This is a genomic window from Candidatus Delongbacteria bacterium, assembly GCA_041675285.1.
Classification (GTDB): Bacteria; CAIWAD01; CAIWAD01; order CAIWAD01; family CAIWAD01; genus CAIWAD01.
This window is the reverse complement of record JBAYTZ010000014.1, coordinates 56458-72501: the sequence shown is the minus strand read 5'-3', so window position 1 is coordinate 72501 and position 16044 is coordinate 56458. Positions and strand designations below refer to the sequence as shown.

The following is a 16044-nucleotide window of genomic DNA, read 5'->3' as shown; positions in this document are numbered from 1 at the left end:
CACGGAGACCCCATGCGCGCCCACTTCCAGCGCTTCGACGAGCACCTCCAGTCCAGGCAGCTGGCCTACAGCACGCGAGTCCCCTACTTGGCCGAACTGCGCCGGCTGGCCACAGCCCTGGAAGAGGATGGCCAGTCCTCCGACTTGAAAACCCTGACCATGGATCGGATCACACGGTACTTCGTCCGAGAGGGGCGGTCAAGCCTGACTCAGCGACGGGCGTTGACCGTCCTCAACCAGTTCCTGACCTGGGCCAAGCACCCCCTGGCGGCTGAGGTCGGCGCCATGCGCATGCCGCGCATTCATACCGCCGCCCCCGACTACCTCAGCGAAGCCGAGGAGAAGGCGCTGCGTAAAACCCTACGCACACGCTCAGACGTGACCAGCCAGCCCAGGGACCGTGCTCTCTTCTGCCTGCTCTTGGACACAGGCCTGCGTGTGGCCGAGGCCGCCGCCCTGACCGTGGGCGACGTGGAACTAAGCGAGAAGATGATTCGGGTGAGCACCAAGGGGGGCAAGCAGCGAACCCGGTTCCTGCCGGTGGAAACCCGGGACATCCTGAAGCTGCTGGTTGCGCGCCAGCCGGCGCAGGCTCCGCTTTTCCGCAGCACGACCGGGAAGGGCATCGGCACCCGGCACATCCGCCGGCTCCTGGACTTCTGGGTGGCCCTGGCCGGGATTTCTCGCGGAATCCACCCACACGTTCTGAGGCACACTTTTGCCACCAGCCTGCTGAAGAAGACGGGCAACCTGCGCCTCGTGCAACTGGCCCTGGACCACGAAAGCCCCAAGACCACGGCCATCTACGCCCACGTGGCCGACGAGGAGCTTAGGGCCGCCATCGAGGGCAGGCGGAACTGATCATGGGGAGGCAAACGGGAGCCGTGGCAGGTTTGGAGGGGCATTCACAGGATGTATACTCGAAGTCCTGACAGGAGCGGTTTGTTGGTTTACGAAGTGATCAATGTCTGTTCAACTCGGTCTTATTGATCATTCCTTGTGTTTTTACGACTTTAACCCTATCAAACAGAAAGATGACGATGTCCACAGAATCGCAACTCATGGGCGCAGAACCCTATAGCCAAACTCCTGCCGCCCTGGCCATGCGCCGGCTTCGCACTCAGCGCCGGGAAGTCCGACTGGGCTTGCAGCAGAGCCCCGAGCAGCTTCGTATCGAAACCAGCCGCTACCTCTACCCCACGCTGCGCACGGAAGTGCGGGGATCCGGGAAGGTGTGGGTCCGCCACGCCTGGGAAGGCCGCGTGCAGGTGAATGGCCACAACCACGTCATCACGCGCAGCGTGTCCAAGTACGGAGCCCGTGGTGCCTACCTGCAGTGCCTGAATCAGATTGGCGAGTGGCTGCTCTTGCTCTACCCGGCGGAATGGGTGGAAACAAAGTTGGAGCAACTGCGGGATCAGGCACCCGGAACTTGACCTTGGAATTGATCAGCATGACCAAAGCGCCCCGAAAGGGGCGTTTCCTCTCTTGATTCAAGTCGTGCTCACGTAAAGACCTTTTTGAAGAATTTAATTACTGACTATTTATCAAAACCAACTTGACTAAGAAAAGTGTCTCTGCGTAGTTATGCCCACCAAACGAGGAGATGGACCCATGACGAAGATGACGCGCAAAGGCCTGATCAACATGCTGGGCGAAGACGAAGCCGCTTTCATGCAGCTCTTTAAAACCAACCTGATCCAGCTCATGGCAACTGACACCCTGGACACGGTCCAGCTTGCCCGCGACGAGATGGCCAACCGCGGCCTGGGAGCGAACGGCGAGTGGATCGGCTTCCCCGCCGCCCAAAAGCTCTGGCAGGCGCCGGCCGCCGCCGCCCAGCCTGGCGCCGACGACGCGACGATTGACGCCGGCATGGAGGTCCTGGCCCAGGTCCACCTCGGGATCAAAACGCTGAAGGAGCGCCGGATGGACGCCCTCGATTTCCAAGAGGTTAGCGTCCTACAGCTTAAGGACGCCCTGCGCGCCGCCTTTGAGCTGGGCCGCGCCAGCAAGTAACCGGAATCACCACACAATCAACAGGGAGATTTGATCATGGCAAAGCAGAACTGGGACGTGAAGGCCTTTGTGGCCGGGCAGTTGGCGGAAGGCAAGACAAATCTGGACGGCGCGCGCAAGCGGGTGACTCGCCTGGAGGTCGCCCTTCAGCAGGCATTCCTGCAGCTTGGGCAGGACGCCGAGTTGCAGCAACAGATGGGCGCAGTGATGGGCCGCCTGGAGGAGCTGAAGGGCAGTCTGGAGCTGGTGGCCAGTAACCTGGAAGCCAAACTGCCGCCTGCCCCGCCCAGTCAGGAGGCATGACCAACGACGACCCTGGACAGGGAGTCGGATTGGGAGGTCACACTCATTGCTGCATAAGGCGCTTCAAAGCGCCTTATGCTTTATCTATTCTTAATTCACTTCTATAAAACTATCTCAACTATTTAGTCCACTATTACTCGATCTTTACTTGACTAACGAGTATCACTCTGCGTAGTTATGCCCAACAAAAGGCGGACAAGACACCCGCCGGGAAAACAGGAGACACGGACATGCTACTCACCGACCTGATCGCCCGACTGGAAGAACTGGCCCAGGAACACCCGGACGCTGAGGTCCGCCTGATGACCCAGCAGAGCTGGCCATTTGAAAACTCCCTGCTTGGCCTCACCACCAAGAGCGCCATCACCGACGACGAGGACCAGCAAGAGGCCGAGCGCCTGATGGGGCTGGACATCGAGCTGGAAGACGACGAGGTCGGCCCGCGCAGGGAGCCCAGCACCGACCCCGAGATCATCTACCTAATCGAAGGTAACCAGCTCGGTTACGGCAGCAAGGCCGCCTGGGCCGTCTGCGACCGCTTCTAGGCAACCACCTGGGGCTGGGTCGCCCAGGCGCCCAGCCCTGGCCAACAAGGGAACGAACCCATGACTACCAACTACACGGTCACCTACACCGCCACCGGCGCCCACAACTTCACCGCCCACGTTTTCCCCAGCAACTTCGCCATCCACCTGGGCCGAGGCCTGCACAGCTTCCCAAGCTCCCATGAGTGCGACATGGTCGAGCAGGCCTGCCGCTGGCTGAACCAACCCGGCAACATCGCCTGCGGAGTGAACCTGGAAAACGACTGGACCGTCACCAGGACGCCGGAAGCCAAGCCAACCGACGACGGCATGCTGCTCGATGCGCGCCACCTGAAGCCCCAAGGCCTGGGTCTCCGGCACAAGTACGGCCTCGTCTACATGACCGGCAGCCAAAGCTAAACTCCCAAGTACCACCCCATGAACAACGTGGAAGCCGCCGTCGCTAAAAAGTGTCGGCAGGCATCGACCCATGCCAAGCTATCGCCGCTATAAAAACGGTCGTTCTAAGCAGCCCATGGCGCATCGCCCTAAAGCTGTGACAGAACCAATTGCTGAAAGCGCCCCGGATGGAGCGCTTCTGCTTTACCAGCATCCCGTCAGCTCTTGACTGTCTCAGCTATTTAAATAAGTCAAAATATTTCTCACCTTTAACTTGCTTATGAAAAGTGTCTCTGCGTAATTATACCCATCAAAACGGGAGTTAGACCAATGACGAACGAGACAAACACCGGAAACAACCTTAAGACGCAGAGCCTGACTTGGCTGATCGATACCTGGGAATACACCATGAACGACCCATCAAACACCGAGCTGGCAATCAGCATCTCGACTGAGCTGAAACGTCGGAACGTAGCGGCTTTCACCCGCTGGATTCACTGCCGCACCATCAGAAGCCCCCGCAGCTTCTTTCTGCCAACCGCTGAATAGACTCCCGACAACAACGCATAGAGGGACAACCATGGCACGCAAGACGATGACAACAACCGCCCAGCCCCTTGAGAACGGCCTCTTCCTGCTTGGGACCGCCAGCGCCCAGGTTGAATCGCTGCGAGCAACGCTGGCGCAGGCCGAGGCACAGCTAGGCGCCGACAAGCGCTTCCGGCACGACTTGGCCAACATCACCACCCAAGTCACCGCACTGGCAGAGGCCATCGAGGACGCCGCTGCAAACGCCGAGATGGTCAGTAACGAGACGGCTGCCTGACAACAAGCGGCGCGCCAGGGCCGGCTCGAACACCCGCTCTGGCCCTATGAAAGGGACCATGAACATGCTGCTCCTCACCAACGCCCCGACCTGGGTATTCCTCACCGAAGCTGAAGCCGAGAAGGCCGCGACCGACCTGGGCAAGGGCGAGGCCGAAGGCTGGACCTACACAGTTGTCCCCGACCCCATCGGCTCTGGCCGTTGCATCATCAAGGTCTACGACGAGAACGGCGAGTTCATTTCCAACCTAACCCGCTGAAAGAACAACCCCACGACAACTACACAGGACGCAGAGCTGCAAGCGCAGATGGCCACAGTGATGGGGCGGATGCAGGCCTTATAGGAGAGTGTGGAGTAGGTGGCAGAACGGCTGGAAACATTGGTTCCACTGGAATCCCAGGCCTGATGGTCAGCTGGCGTCTTATGCGAAGCGGGTCAGGTTTGATCCGCTTTGCTACTCACTATTCATCAAAGATGAAGATGATGTCCCGCTAATCTCAACCCAGCCAAGGCCATTTTTCTCGCTGCGGGGCTACCTTGCGTGATGGTAGTTTTTCCGCTTGATATCCATATGAATTCACGCGACAATGCATCCAAGTCAGTAGCGGATGTCTGAAGCCAAGACTTCAACCAGGCCAATTTGTCCATCATCGTATTGATTTCACCGTCTTTTGCTGGATGGATTTCAACCCAGATGACTTTATCACCCTTCTTCCCACCCTGTGACTTACCAATCCCATAATCCCAACGGTGTTCAGTTGGGCACTTAGATTGCAACGTTGAATCAATATCAACACTTCCCTTGAGTTTTGTGGACTTATTGACCGTAATATGAGCACGATCTACAGCCTTCAATGCTCCTAAACCTCGCTGATATGCGCTTGCAATGTCAGGTGAGGCTGCAACTGCTTGTGTGAAAGTCATGCTTTGCGCCTCCGCAGCCCATCAGCCACGGCAGATGCCACAACTTCATTGGCTCTTGCACTGAAGTCCGTTAGGCCTCCCCAACCTGCAACAAAGGACTCTGTTGAACCTGGATCAAGCCCAGAAATGTTTCGTACTGCACCATCACGCTCGAAATAGTAGACCTTAAACACTCGCTTCATTGTATCATGAAAAACAGCCTTTAATTGAGTGCCAGCTTGCACGTCAAACAATCTGCCTAACTTTGACTCACTGGAATTCTGCTCACGTAAGTGATTCAAGGCCCAAACCATTTCTAAGACTTGTGGTGAGTGTGTCGACAAACAGACTCTATAGCCGCGTGAGAGCAACTCCAGCACCAGCAGTAACATCAGGCTGATAGCTCGCGGATGGAGCCCCATTTCAAGCTCTTCTACAACAACCCAATCCACGGACTTCCGCTTTGCCATTCTCCCGGGTGGCATCAACCAATAGAGGCCGAGCAATAGCGGCATGAATTCTCGTTGCCCCGCCGACCAAACCATAAACGGGAGTTCGCCATGTGCATTACCTAGAACCATACGCTTCTGTGGTCGGGAACGGTCCACCTTCAAATCAAACCCGGCGAACACGTGAGCACGTAACTCGTCTCGATAGATTTGTTTCAACCGATTAGCGCGTGGAAAGAGCTGATCACCCTGAACGAATTCCTGCTCCATCAGCAGGCGCAACTTTTCGCTGAACTCCCGCACTGCGAAGGGATCACCGGCGGAGTAATCAGTGAAGGGGCGCGGCCAGCCGTCGCGCAGAGTCAATACTCGTTGCGCTGGGATGAAGAACATCTGCTCTCCTTGCCCAAGCTCAGGCGCCTTGATGCGACGCTTGGCGCGCGCTACCATGTCCACATCGCGGTTCTGCCAGCGAATCGTGCTCTTCTCAGACCAGATGGAGTGCATGCCTTCGCCAAGCATGAGGTCAAGGAACTCAGGCAGCTTGCCGCCCCAGTCCAAGCCGTGACGACGAAGGTCTTCCTGAACGTGGCGCATGTCAACCAACAACTTGAGTAGCTGTAGTGTTATGCTCTTGCCAGTGGCTTGAGGACCCACCAAAACGGTGAGATCCCCAAACTCGATTCGGGCTTTTTGGATTTGCCCGATGTGTTGGAGTTCCAGCACGTCCATCTCAGTTCTCCTCGCCGAATAGATTGCCCAGACTGGATTGCCGCAGCAGCTCCTCGCGACGCTCCCTTTCAAGTATCTCGCGCTTCCCCTGGATCATGGCTTCCAGCTCATCAGACCGGTCATTGAGTTCTATTGACAGGTTTTCGCGTTCATCAGCCAGTTCGTCCACCGTGGCATGCAGTTCTCGCAGCCGAGCTTCCACCTCATCCGGTTCCCATGCTTCCGATTCCAACAGCCGGTCGATCTGGTTCCAGTGGAATTGAATGGCACGACCAATGTCCCGACTCAGAATCGCCGCCAACGCCAGGGTGCTTTGTTTCACCGCACGCGCATCAACGGCGCTCGACAAGCAGTTTCTACCCGCCGTGGCGGCCTCCTGAAAGGCCAAGCGCGCTTCTTCCAGCTCCAGTGCCCCAGTCAGATCCCCTTCATGTGCCGTCGCGCCACTGGATGCCAGAAGAAGCAAGGTCAACCACGACTTGCGCTCCGCGACCGAGCCCGCTCGGTTGCGCCACCGGCTCCGATAGGCCACGGCAAGCCGCTCCCACAGCATCAATTCCCGCATGGGATGAATCTCGCGCTGGAAGTTGACGAGGAAATCCGTTCGCTCCATCAGGCCGGCATCTTCAATGGCGTGAAAAACCAATTCCGCCCGCAGCAGGAAATCATCCGGCAAGTCCCGGTAACGGATCGGACCTGGTTCCATGTTCACCTCTCGGCCTGGCGCCCACCTAGCTGCGATCAAGACTCCGCATTTTGCCCAAACAGGTCGCCCGTTTCCGCCGCCTTGCGTTGCCCCGTCTCGCAGGTCGGATAGTCCGCCGCACCCGCCGCCGGTCCTGCGGCAAACGCCCCCGGCCACCCGCCATGCTTCTCAATGACCTCGTCGATCTCGCCCATCAGGCGGATCGTCTCCTTCAGCGCCACGACAATCTTCTGGTAATGGGCGATGTCCTCGTCCGACAGCCGCCGCCCCTTGCGGTCCTTCAGCCACTTCTCGCAGACCTGGTAGCCGCCGATGTGGAAGTTCCAGACTTCCTCGGGCACGCCCTTGAAGCCCATTCTGCCGGGCGTGGCGGGCTGCCCTTTCTTGGTGGCCGCGGCATCCAACCAGACTGTGCCATCCGACCAGCCCACGCGCCCGACTTCTGGTTGGGGCGGGCCGGCGTAGGTGGTGATGAAGTGGTCGAGGGTGGGCGACTCCAGCAGATGCAAAGCGACGAGCCTGCCGCCAAAAAGTGTGAGGTCGCGGAACAGGTCCAGATTATATGTCAACGGAATGCGCGGGAAGCTTTTAATCAGGCACGCCTCATATCTCGTCCGGTAGCTAGGTGCATGAATGGTTGCATATACGTAGTGCAATAAATCGCGCGGCCCGCAGGTCACCTTCAAATCACCCATAGCAAGCGAAACTAAATTCAAATTAAGCCGTCTTCGAACTCTACTTACAATTTCATCACCAATGTTTGGATGAATGATGTTCTTCCCAAACAACAGGTCATTTGTGTGGACGAAGATTGGAAACGCAACATTATTCGCATGTGCACTCTCAAATGTGCAACTTTCTGTTATTTCAGAGGCAACAAATGCGTAAGAGAAAGGAGTCCTTTTGTTCTGTCGTTTACATAACAGCGTCAAGTTAGGTTTTACGAAAAACTCAAATAACTCCTGACGCGGGCGATCCATTAGTTCTCGTCCCCACCAGCACCATCTACTATCAAACGGGCGATAAGTGCAACGAACAACTCTTTCTTGTAACTCCTTTACTGCCCGAAGTTGTTTTCTAGCATCAATTGGATTCCAGTCCGAATTGCTCTCTAAGGAATATTTCTTGATAACCTCTTCATCAGAAATATTTTTATCCACTAAATCGTGAATCCTTCGCATAAGGTTTGACTGATCATAATCGATCACCAATTCGTCACGGTGCGTGATAAATCCAGTCGCTGAAGTTGGAAACCAATCATGCAGGTGGAATAACGAATCAAATTCAACTTGAGTAGATCCATCACCGGCTACAATGAGTTCGTATTCCGGCGGTTTTGGTTCAACGAGAATCCAATCATTATCACCATGTCTTTGCTTCAGTAAATATTCATATTTCTCTGTCCGCTTTCCCCAGAGTTCAGAAACTTTAGTTTGGTCTTTATAACCAACAACAGCGGAAACTCTGGTCAGCAATGAGACTGCAACACCTTGTCGAATGTCAAAGACGTTTTCGTCCTCAATGTCCTTTGGCGGCTGCTCGTTGATGTTCGAGTTGCCGTGAAGGTCCAAAAAGTATGCCCTCTGGAAGAACTGACAAACACGTCTTCTTAGCCCTCGATGAATTACTCCCTTAATAAAGCTGTGATTTGTGATGAATCCAACAATTCCTGTACCGCATGATGACATTACGGCTTGAGCCATCCCGATGAATTTCACATAGTCATCAGACAGAGGTTGGATGTTTCGTTCATTCCTCACGTCCTCCTTGTAGATTGCTACGAGATTCTCCGCATAATCACTGCGGTTTGCGGAATCTCTTGCATATGGAGGATTACCAATGATGACGGAGAACCTTTGGTGACGTTTAATCATGCTGACCGCTTGAGCTTCGTGCGCCAGCGCCGGCAGCATGGCCGTCGTGATCTGCTTGTCGTTGGCCGGCTCCAGGGCGTTGGTCAGGTAGATGCGTGCCCGCTCCTCGCTGTCGAAGTGGTAGCCCGTCTCATGGAGCTTGAGGCCGATCTTGAGATGGGCGATGGCGTAGGGCGCCATGAGCAGCTCGTAGCCGTGCAGGCGCGGCAGCAGGTGGCGCGGCACATAGGCGTTCCAGAGCGCCTCGATCTGCTTCTCGCTGTGACCGTGGGCCGTCCACTTGGTGGTCATCGTGCGGTGGATGATCTCGATGACCTCAACGAGGAAGGTGCCCGTGCCCGTGGCCGGGTCGAGGATCTGCACGAAGGGATGCTGCGGGTCCAGCAGGCGCGGGTGGTCGGAGTCCTCTGAGAGGTTGGGCAGCTGCAGGCCGGGCTGTCGCTGTAGCATCTCGCCCCACGTGGTGGTGTCGGCCAGCCCGTCCTCCAGGCCGAACTCCGTTCGCAGCAGCTCGTCCACCGAGCGCACGATGTAGCTTACCACCGGGCGCGGCGTGTAGAAGACGCCACGCTTTTTCTTCTCACCTGGATCGTAATGCCGAAGAAACTCCTCATAGAAATGGATGACTGGGTCTTCCTGTGGGTTCCTGTCGCCGAAGTCGCGGACGACGGCCTCCATGTTGGCGTCGTCCAGCAGCTCCACCACATCGAAGACGCCCAGCTCATCGAAGTCGATGCCTGACCCGCCCGCTTTCCCTTGCCGTCCACCCACCTTCAGGAAGGTCTCCATCAGCTCCCGCAGGAAGGGGTTGGTGCGCAAGTGACCTGCGAAATCGTCAGCAGTCTTCTTGTGTGGATCAGTGATGCGCGCCGAGAGCAGGCCGTAGGCGATGGTCTGGGCGTACATGTCGGCGAAGCTCTCCACCGTCAGGTCGTGGACCAGGGCCTCGCGGAAGGCATGCATCAGACGCGTGAGCGGGCCGCTCTCGCTCTCGATCGCCAGCGCCGTGGTGATGCGCAGGCGAATCGCCCTCGCCAGCGCCGCCAGCCGAATGGAGAGATCCTTGGCCGTGGAGATGACTTCCCGATGCCCCAGCGTGAAGGCTGCGCTCCAAGTCTTGCGCCAGATCTCCAGGTCGTTCTCGTTTTCCGGCCACGTGAGGTGCTTGACCAGGGTGTTGGCGGCGTGGGCAAGGTGCAGTGCCGTGTCCTGCTCGTCCCAGCCCAGCACCTTGAGGGTGGGTAGGTCGCGCGCTCCCTCGCTGGCGGAGAAGTGCGCCAGGCAGATCTGGCGGCTGGGCCCTTGCCCGTAGGTGGAGATGAAGAGCAGGTCGTCTGCGTGCCAGGCCTGCGCGCTGCCCTTGGCGCGCTTCTTCAAGACCACGCGGCCCAGGATGCGGCGCAGGGCCGTGACGGGCAGATTCTTGGGCTCGAAGTCGACGAAGAAAATGCCCCAGGGTTGGTGCGTGCTCAGCGGACGCAGACGGTGAATGGAATCGATCTTAACCGCCAGGGCGGGCTCCAGGCCCAGCTCCTCGGGTGTGTATTCGAAGGCGACGTCCTCGACGTCCGCGCCTTCGAGCGGCCAGTCAAGCTCCTCCCTCAAATAGGCTAGCAGCTCCTCGATCGTCTTGATGGAGCGCAGGCGCTCCCAGTTCCGGTCTTGGGTCTTGCTCATGGCTTCTCCGGTGTGGGCTTCCACTCGCGGGCGAGACGTTGCGCCTCTGCGATTTGGGCAGGGGTCATCTTGCCAGCCACAGTGCCTCTACCCCTCACCGCGTCCTCATCCCCGCTGGTGGCAGCAAGGTTCCACCACAGGTGAGCCATGATATAGTCCTGCGGCACGCCTCGGCCGTCGTTGTACATGACACCCAGGTTGTACTGAGCCGGTGCGTACCCATGCTCAGCGGCTAGGCGGTACCACTTGGCTGCTTCCGCGTAGTTCTGAGGCACGCCTTGGCCGAGGTGGCACGCAACCCCCAGGTTGTACTGGGAACCTACATGGCCTTGCTCCGCTGCTAGGCGGAACCACTTGGCAGCCTCTGCGTCATCCTGCGGCACGCCTTGTCCGCCGCCGTATATGCCCCCCAAGTTGTTCTGGGCACTTACATGGCCCTGCTCAGCGGCTAGGCGGTACCATTTGGCAGCCTCAACGTAGTCCTGCGGCACGCCTCGGCCGTCGTCGTACATGACTCCCATGTTGTACTGAGCCGGTGCGTACCCCTGCGCAGCGGCTAGGCGGTACCACATGACTGCCTCTGCGTCGTTATGCGGCACGCCCCTGCCTTTGGCGCATGCAACCCCTAGATTGTACTGTGCCGGCGCGCACCCCTGCTCCGCGGCAAGGCGGGACCACTTGGCGGCCTCTGCGTAGTCCTGCGGCACGCCTTGGCCGCCACTGTACATGTCCCCCAGGTTGTTCTGGGCACTTACATGTCCTTGCTCCGCCGCAAGGCGGTACCACTTAACGGCCTCAATGTAGTCCTGCGGCACACCCTGGCCGCTCTTGTACATGACTCCCAGGTTGTTCTGGGCACTTACATTGCCTTGCTCCGCCGCAAGGCGGTACCACTTGACGGCTTCAGCGCCGTTCTGCGGCACGCCCTCGCCGCTGTGGTACAAGAATCCCAGATTTAACTGGGCTCCTGCGTTCCCATGTTCAGCAGCCAGGCGGTACCACTTGACGGCCTCAACGTAGTCCTGCGGCACGCCCAGGCCCTTGGCGCACGCAACCCCCAGGTTATACTGAGCCGGCGCGTACCCCTGCTCAGCCGCTAGTCGAAACCACTTGACAGCCTCTGTGTAGTCTTGCAGCACGCCCTCGCCGTTGTAGTACATGACCCCCAGATTGCGCTGGGCCATTGTATTCCCTTGCTCAGCGGCTAGGCGGTACCACTCGGCAGCCTCAGTGCTCCCCTGCGGCTCGTAACCGGCTGGAAAGCCCTTGTCGACCATCACGGTTTTCCTCCATCAATCCACTTTGCCACGGCTTCCAGGTCTTCCGCGCCCCCCGGCTGGATGCGGACGGGACATATCCAACCCCCAAAGCCGTGGCCAGCTGGGCGTCTTGGCGGACGGTTAGGACGGGCAGCCCAAAGGCCCCGGCCAGCAAGAACCGGCGCGGCGCGGTCCGGCGTCCGCTTGGCGTCCACCCGGCCCAGCACCAGGGCGCAGCGGGGCGCGGGCCTGCGTCTGCGGGTTTCTTCCAGGACGCGGCCCGCGCTGGCCGTCGTGCTTCGTAGAGAGAGGCGGCCGTGGTCATACTGGTCCAGCAGGTCCAGCGCCAGCGAGAAGTCGCCCACGACCTTGAGCAGGCCCTTGGCCTCGCCGCTGCTCAGGGAGCGCTCCGTGGCGACGCGCCCCACCAATTGGACGGCGGCCAGCAGGCCCTCCAGGCGTTCCACCTGGGCTTGCAGGCGACTCTCGTTCAACGTGTAGCCGCGCACCAAAGTGTCCTTCAGGGTGCGGGTGGCCCAGATGCGGAATTGGGTGCCGCGCAAGGAGTGAACGCGGTAACCGACGGAGATGATCATGTCCAGGTTGTAGAAGTCCACCTGATAGGTCTTGCCGTCGGCGGCAGTTGTTGCGTTTTTTGCAACAACTACCTCACGCTCCAACTCCCCCGTGGCGAGGATGCTTCGCAGATGGCGGGAAATGACCGACTTGTCGCGCTGATAGAGATCGGCCAGCTGCTGCAGGCTCAGCCAGAGGGTCTCCCCCTGCAGCCTGACTTCCAGACGCCCCACGCCACCTTCCTGGAACAGGACGATCTCTCCTCCGCGACCCAGGGTCGGCGGATCGGCATCCTGCTTCTTGCGGGGCATCAATTGACCTCCATCCAGCAACGCAGAGCCGGCTTGACGCCGATGGGAGCGTCCACGCGCTTGAGGTAGGTGTTCTTGATGTGCTTCTCGACGCGCCCGCGCCAGTCCTTTAGCAGGACCTCATCCATTTGGCAGCGCCGCGCCGTCTCCGGCGTGCTGCGCACATGCTCGACGATCTCGCCCGGCTCTTCCAGGATGCGGTTTTGCTCCAGGTCGGCCAAGTACCAGCGGGTGGGGCCGGCCGTCAGGCTGAACTCGCCGGTCTCCAGGTCCAGAGCAGGCAGGGCGTAGCAGAAAAACACGCCGCGTAGACCTGCTGTCACTGCCTCCCGGCCACTGAACACAGCCCCCGGTAGCGCTTTCAACTTCGCCTCCAGCTCCGGCATCGCAGCCAGCAAGGCCTGGTATTCCAAGTGCAAGTCCTCGACCACGGTGCGCGAGCCCTCGTAGGCCGCGTCATGGGCATTGAGGACCTTGAGGTCGTCGTACATGTCCTCCGGCCGAAGCAGCTTGCCGCCTTCAATGCCCAGAGTCCGCGAGATCAGCAGAGTCTTGCGCGTGACGATGGTGTAGAGACTAAGCAACTGGTTCAGCTCATCGGGCGGGAGGAAATTCCAGTAGTGGACGATGCCGCGCGAGCCCTTCAGCTCGGGATGGTCCGCCAGAAGGCGCGCCTCCACTTCCGGATTCAAGCGGCGGTCCACACGGCCGATGCGCTGCATCAAGCGCACGGGGTTCCAGTGGATGTCGTAGTTGATCATCCGTGACGCGTCCTGGAGGTTGAGGCCTTCCGACAGGACGTCGGTGGAAATCAACACCCTGATCTCGCCTCCTTCCGCCTCCATCTCAGCAGAGCTGTGTCCGTTGTAATAGGGCGCGAACCGGGCAATCACCTGGGCGCGGCTGCCCGGCGTGCCGCCGTCCACCTCACCGACGCCTTCAATGCCCTCCGCACGCAATTGGCGCTTCAGGTAGCGGGCCGTGTCGGCGTACTCGGTGAACACCAGCACCTTCTGTCCCGCCAGTTCCTTGGACTTCAGCAGGCGCACCAGCCGACGCAGCTTGTCGTCATGCTTGGGCTGGAAATGCCTGGCTTCCTCCAAGAAGGCCGCGATCTGGTTCACATCTTGCAGGGTCTCCTGGATCATGTCTTCCACGCGGTACTCGGCGCGATCCAGCTTGGTCACCCGGGCCAGGAACTCGGGTGGTATCAAGTCGCTCTCGCCCTCTTCACCGGCCTCGCTCTCCCAGATCTCGCTCTGCCGGGAATGGACAAAGCCCAGCACGTCTTTGTGCTGCAGGAGGCAGCGCTCCAGCAACCTGCGCTCCCGCTCCGTCTCGCAATGGATCTCCAGGAAAGCGAGCAGCTTCTTCAACAGCCGGTCGCAGGAAATCTCAAAGGACGCCACCGAGCTTTCGAAGCGCTTCAGGAACTGGGTGCGGATGAGCCCCACCACCTCCTTCTGTCGGCTCTCCTCGAAAGGATCCACGCTGCCATCCTCAACCCGAGGAAAGGCCAAGGGGTAGTACATGGGCAGCGAAAACAGCGGGTGTTCCTTGCGGAAGGCCAGCTCAAAGATCTCCAGCAAGCGTCCGTAACTCTTGCGGATGCTGTAGTCCGCCACCTGGGGGGGCCTGCGCACGGGGAAGACCGCCGCCTTGCCATGCTCACGCAACTGGCTCTCCCGCACATAGGAGCGACTGCGCTGGACCACCAACTCACCGATCAGCGGATCCGCGGCGAGGACTTCCTGCAGCTCCGTCGTCAGTTCGCCCAGGGCGACTTCCGTCGACTGGGTTTTTGCCACAGCTGCACTCGCCATGCGCTGGCGCAGGTCCCGCTCCAGCTTGTTGACGTGGGCACGCAGGTTGTGGATGCCCAGGGACTTGAACCAATCCTCCTGGCGACGCGAGAACAGCTCCACCATGTGCCGGAAATCATGCAAGCTGTTGTTGATGGGCGTGGCCGTCAGCATGTAGAGCGTCTTGGATCGTTGCGTGTTGTCGAGGAGGTTGAAGAGCTGGAAGTAGCGGGAGGGCTCCACTTCTGCATCCGCGTCCCCTGGGGTGCCGGGGTTGCGAAAGTGATGCGCCTCATCCACGATCACCACATCGGCCAACTCCGTCATTCGCCGGAAGCGCTCGGGGAAATCTCCTTTGCGTCCCAAGTCCGAGTGACTGAAGACGGCCAGATTGCTGAAATCCGCGCCGCCGCTAATGCCGCCGATGTGAGGCAGATAGCGCTTCAGGTCCCGCTCCCAGACCCCTTCCTTGGCGGTCTTGGGCGCGAAGAGCACCACCCGCTTGCCCTCGTGCAGGATCAAGCGCTCAATGAGCATCAGTCCCACGAAAGTCTTACCCAAACCCACCCCGTCGCAGAGGAAGGCCCCACCATGGGCATGGGCAATCTTTTGCAGCTTCCAATAGGCCTCTTTCTGGTAACGATCCAACACGGGAAACATGCGCGACTGCCCATCTTCCCACTCAGTGTCCGTCAGCTCATGTCCGCGGAAATACTCCTGAAGGGCCTTGGCATAGATCTCGAATGGGGCATACTCCTGCGTTTGGCGCTCGATGATGCGAATGACCGCGTCTGTCACCTCACGGGCGTCATTCCAGTGGATTTCAAACCACTCCTGGAGCTGCGCCACTTCCCGCGCGCTCTGGACCTGGATGTTCAACTCGATGTTCTTGGTCAGGCCTGGTCGAGTGAAGTTGCTGGAGCCAACCAGGGCCTGGGAACCGACGACTTCCAGTTTGGCGTGTGTGATGTAGGCCTTGGCGTGGAACTTGTCCTTGTCGTAGACCCGGACATCAATCTGGCCGCGCCGCAGGGCATCGAGAATCGCCGGCACGCCGCGGAGGAAAGGGTTGGCATCCTTCTCCTCCTCCAGGCTGTTGTCCAGCCGATTCGTCGCTCGCGAAGTGACCGCCTCGCGCAGCGCCTGGCGCGTGCGTTGAGTGGTTTCCGCCCCCATGAGGATGCGCAGCTTGTCCAATCCTTGCCACTTGCCATCCAGGGCCAAAAGGGCGCCGATCTCGAAGTAGCCGGTCGCCACGTCGAAGGATTTGGCGATGCCGGCCCATTCATCTAGATATCGGATTCCAGTCCAGTTGGAGACGCTGTTGTCAACAATGAAAAGGCTTCGCCCTGATGTGGAGTCGCTCATAGCTTTCCTGCTTGAATAGGCAACAAGATTGGTGGAAGAGTATAGCACTGGAGCTTCTGCATATAGGCCAGCTACGCGTGCGCAAAAGCACCCCTTACAGCCAAGATGCCCCGGCGGGGCCTGCCGCTTTGCGCCAGACCACCCCCCGGCCCACCCGTTTGCCAGGCTGCCGGCAGGTGATGTACGCACTCTATGCCCGCGCCAACGTCCGGGAACAGCCATTCTCGGACATTTTCGCACGCACCTGGTGGGCGATCCCTTTGACACACAAATGCCGCCCCAAGGCGGGGCGGCATGATCCTGGACGTTTTTTCGC

16 protein-coding genes are annotated in these 16044 nt (G+C 59.2%); 9 read left to right on the top strand and 7 right to left on the bottom strand.

Annotated features, from left to right (window positions below):
* Positions 1–12 precede the first annotated feature (12 nt).
* The 9 genes from WC326_13045 to WC326_13005 all read left to right on the top strand — a co-directional run bounded on the left by WC326_13045 (position 13) and on the right by WC326_13005 (position 4330).
* Positions 13–861, top strand: a complete 849-nt coding sequence (locus tag WC326_13045; protein MFA7331989.1) for a tyrosine-type recombinase/integrase — start codon at positions 13–15, stop codon at positions 859–861.
* Positions 862–1061: 200 nt separating this feature from the next.
* Entirely contained in the window at positions 1062–1436 is a 375-nt protein-coding gene (locus tag WC326_13040) for a hypothetical protein (GenBank protein ID MFA7331988.1), read from the top strand.
* Between the two features lie 178 nt (positions 1437–1614).
* The gene (locus WC326_13035; GenBank protein ID MFA7331987.1) at positions 1615–2019 is read left to right on the top strand and encodes a hypothetical protein; all 405 of its coding nucleotides are present in this window, start codon (positions 1615–1617) and stop codon (positions 2017–2019) included.
* 36 nt (positions 2020–2055) lie between these two features.
* Positions 2056–2322 (top strand): hypothetical protein, encoded by a 267-nt coding sequence (locus tag WC326_13030; GenBank protein ID MFA7331986.1) that lies wholly within the window; start codon positions 2056–2058, stop codon positions 2320–2322.
* 230 nt (positions 2323–2552) lie between these two features.
* Positions 2553–2867 carry a hypothetical protein gene (locus tag WC326_13025; GenBank protein MFA7331985.1) on the top strand — a complete coding sequence of 105 codons (315 nt, stop codon included), beginning with the start codon at positions 2553–2555 and terminating at the stop codon, positions 2865–2867.
* A 60-nt stretch (positions 2868–2927) separates the two neighbouring features.
* Positions 2928–3266, top strand: coding sequence for a hypothetical protein (locus WC326_13020; protein ID MFA7331984.1), 339 nt, complete (start codon positions 2928–2930; stop codon positions 3264–3266).
* Between the two features lie 309 nt (positions 3267–3575).
* Positions 3576–3794, top strand: coding sequence for a hypothetical protein (locus WC326_13015; protein MFA7331983.1), 219 nt, complete (start codon positions 3576–3578; stop codon positions 3792–3794).
* 31 nt (positions 3795–3825) lie between these two features.
* Positions 3826–4071 carry a hypothetical protein gene (locus WC326_13010; protein ID MFA7331982.1) on the top strand — a complete coding sequence of 82 codons (246 nt, stop codon included), beginning with the start codon at positions 3826–3828 and terminating at the stop codon, positions 4069–4071.
* 58 nt (positions 4072–4129) lie between these two features.
* Positions 4130–4330: a hypothetical protein gene (locus tag WC326_13005; GenBank protein MFA7331981.1), complete on the top strand. Its 201-nt coding sequence runs from the start codon at positions 4130–4132 to the stop codon at positions 4328–4330.
* A gap of 209 nt (positions 4331–4539) precedes the next feature.
* Here WC326_13005 and WC326_13000 read toward each other — a convergent pair whose 3' ends face one another.
* From WC326_13000 to WC326_12970, 7 genes are read right to left on the bottom strand one after another with little or no spacing between them, the layout of a single operon-like run.
* Positions 4540–4995 (bottom strand): hypothetical protein, encoded by a 456-nt coding sequence (locus WC326_13000; protein ID MFA7331980.1) that lies wholly within the window; start codon positions 4993–4995, stop codon positions 4540–4542.
* Positions 4992–6155 carry an AAA family ATPase gene (locus WC326_12995; GenBank protein ID MFA7331979.1) on the bottom strand — a complete coding sequence of 388 codons (1164 nt, stop codon included), beginning with the start codon at positions 6153–6155 and terminating at the stop codon, positions 4992–4994. The genes WC326_13000 and WC326_12995 overlap by 4 nt, the downstream gene beginning before the upstream one ends.
* 1 nt (position 6156) lies before the next feature.
* Positions 6157–6861 (bottom strand): hypothetical protein, encoded by a 705-nt coding sequence (locus WC326_12990; GenBank protein MFA7331978.1) that lies wholly within the window; start codon positions 6859–6861, stop codon positions 6157–6159.
* A gap of 35 nt (positions 6862–6896) precedes the next feature.
* Complete coding sequence (locus tag WC326_12985; GenBank protein ID MFA7331977.1) at positions 6897–10412, bottom strand: type ISP restriction/modification enzyme; 3516 nt, start codon at positions 10410–10412, stop codon at positions 6897–6899.
* Positions 10409–11689 (bottom strand): tetratricopeptide repeat protein, encoded by a 1281-nt coding sequence (locus tag WC326_12980; GenBank protein MFA7331976.1) that lies wholly within the window; start codon positions 11687–11689, stop codon positions 10409–10411. Before WC326_12980 ends, WC326_12985 begins: the two co-directional genes overlap by 4 nt.
* A complete protein-coding gene (gene rhuM / locus WC326_12975; GenBank protein MFA7331975.1) occupies positions 11689–12558 on the bottom strand; it encodes a RhuM family protein in 870 nt (289 codons plus the stop codon). The genes WC326_12980 and rhuM overlap by 1 nt, the downstream gene beginning before the upstream one ends.
* Positions 12558–15950: a helicase-related protein gene (locus WC326_12970; protein MFA7331974.1), complete on the bottom strand. Its 3393-nt coding sequence runs from the start codon at positions 15948–15950 to the stop codon at positions 12558–12560. The genes rhuM and WC326_12970 overlap by 1 nt, the downstream gene beginning before the upstream one ends.
* Positions 15951–16044 lie beyond the last annotated feature (94 nt).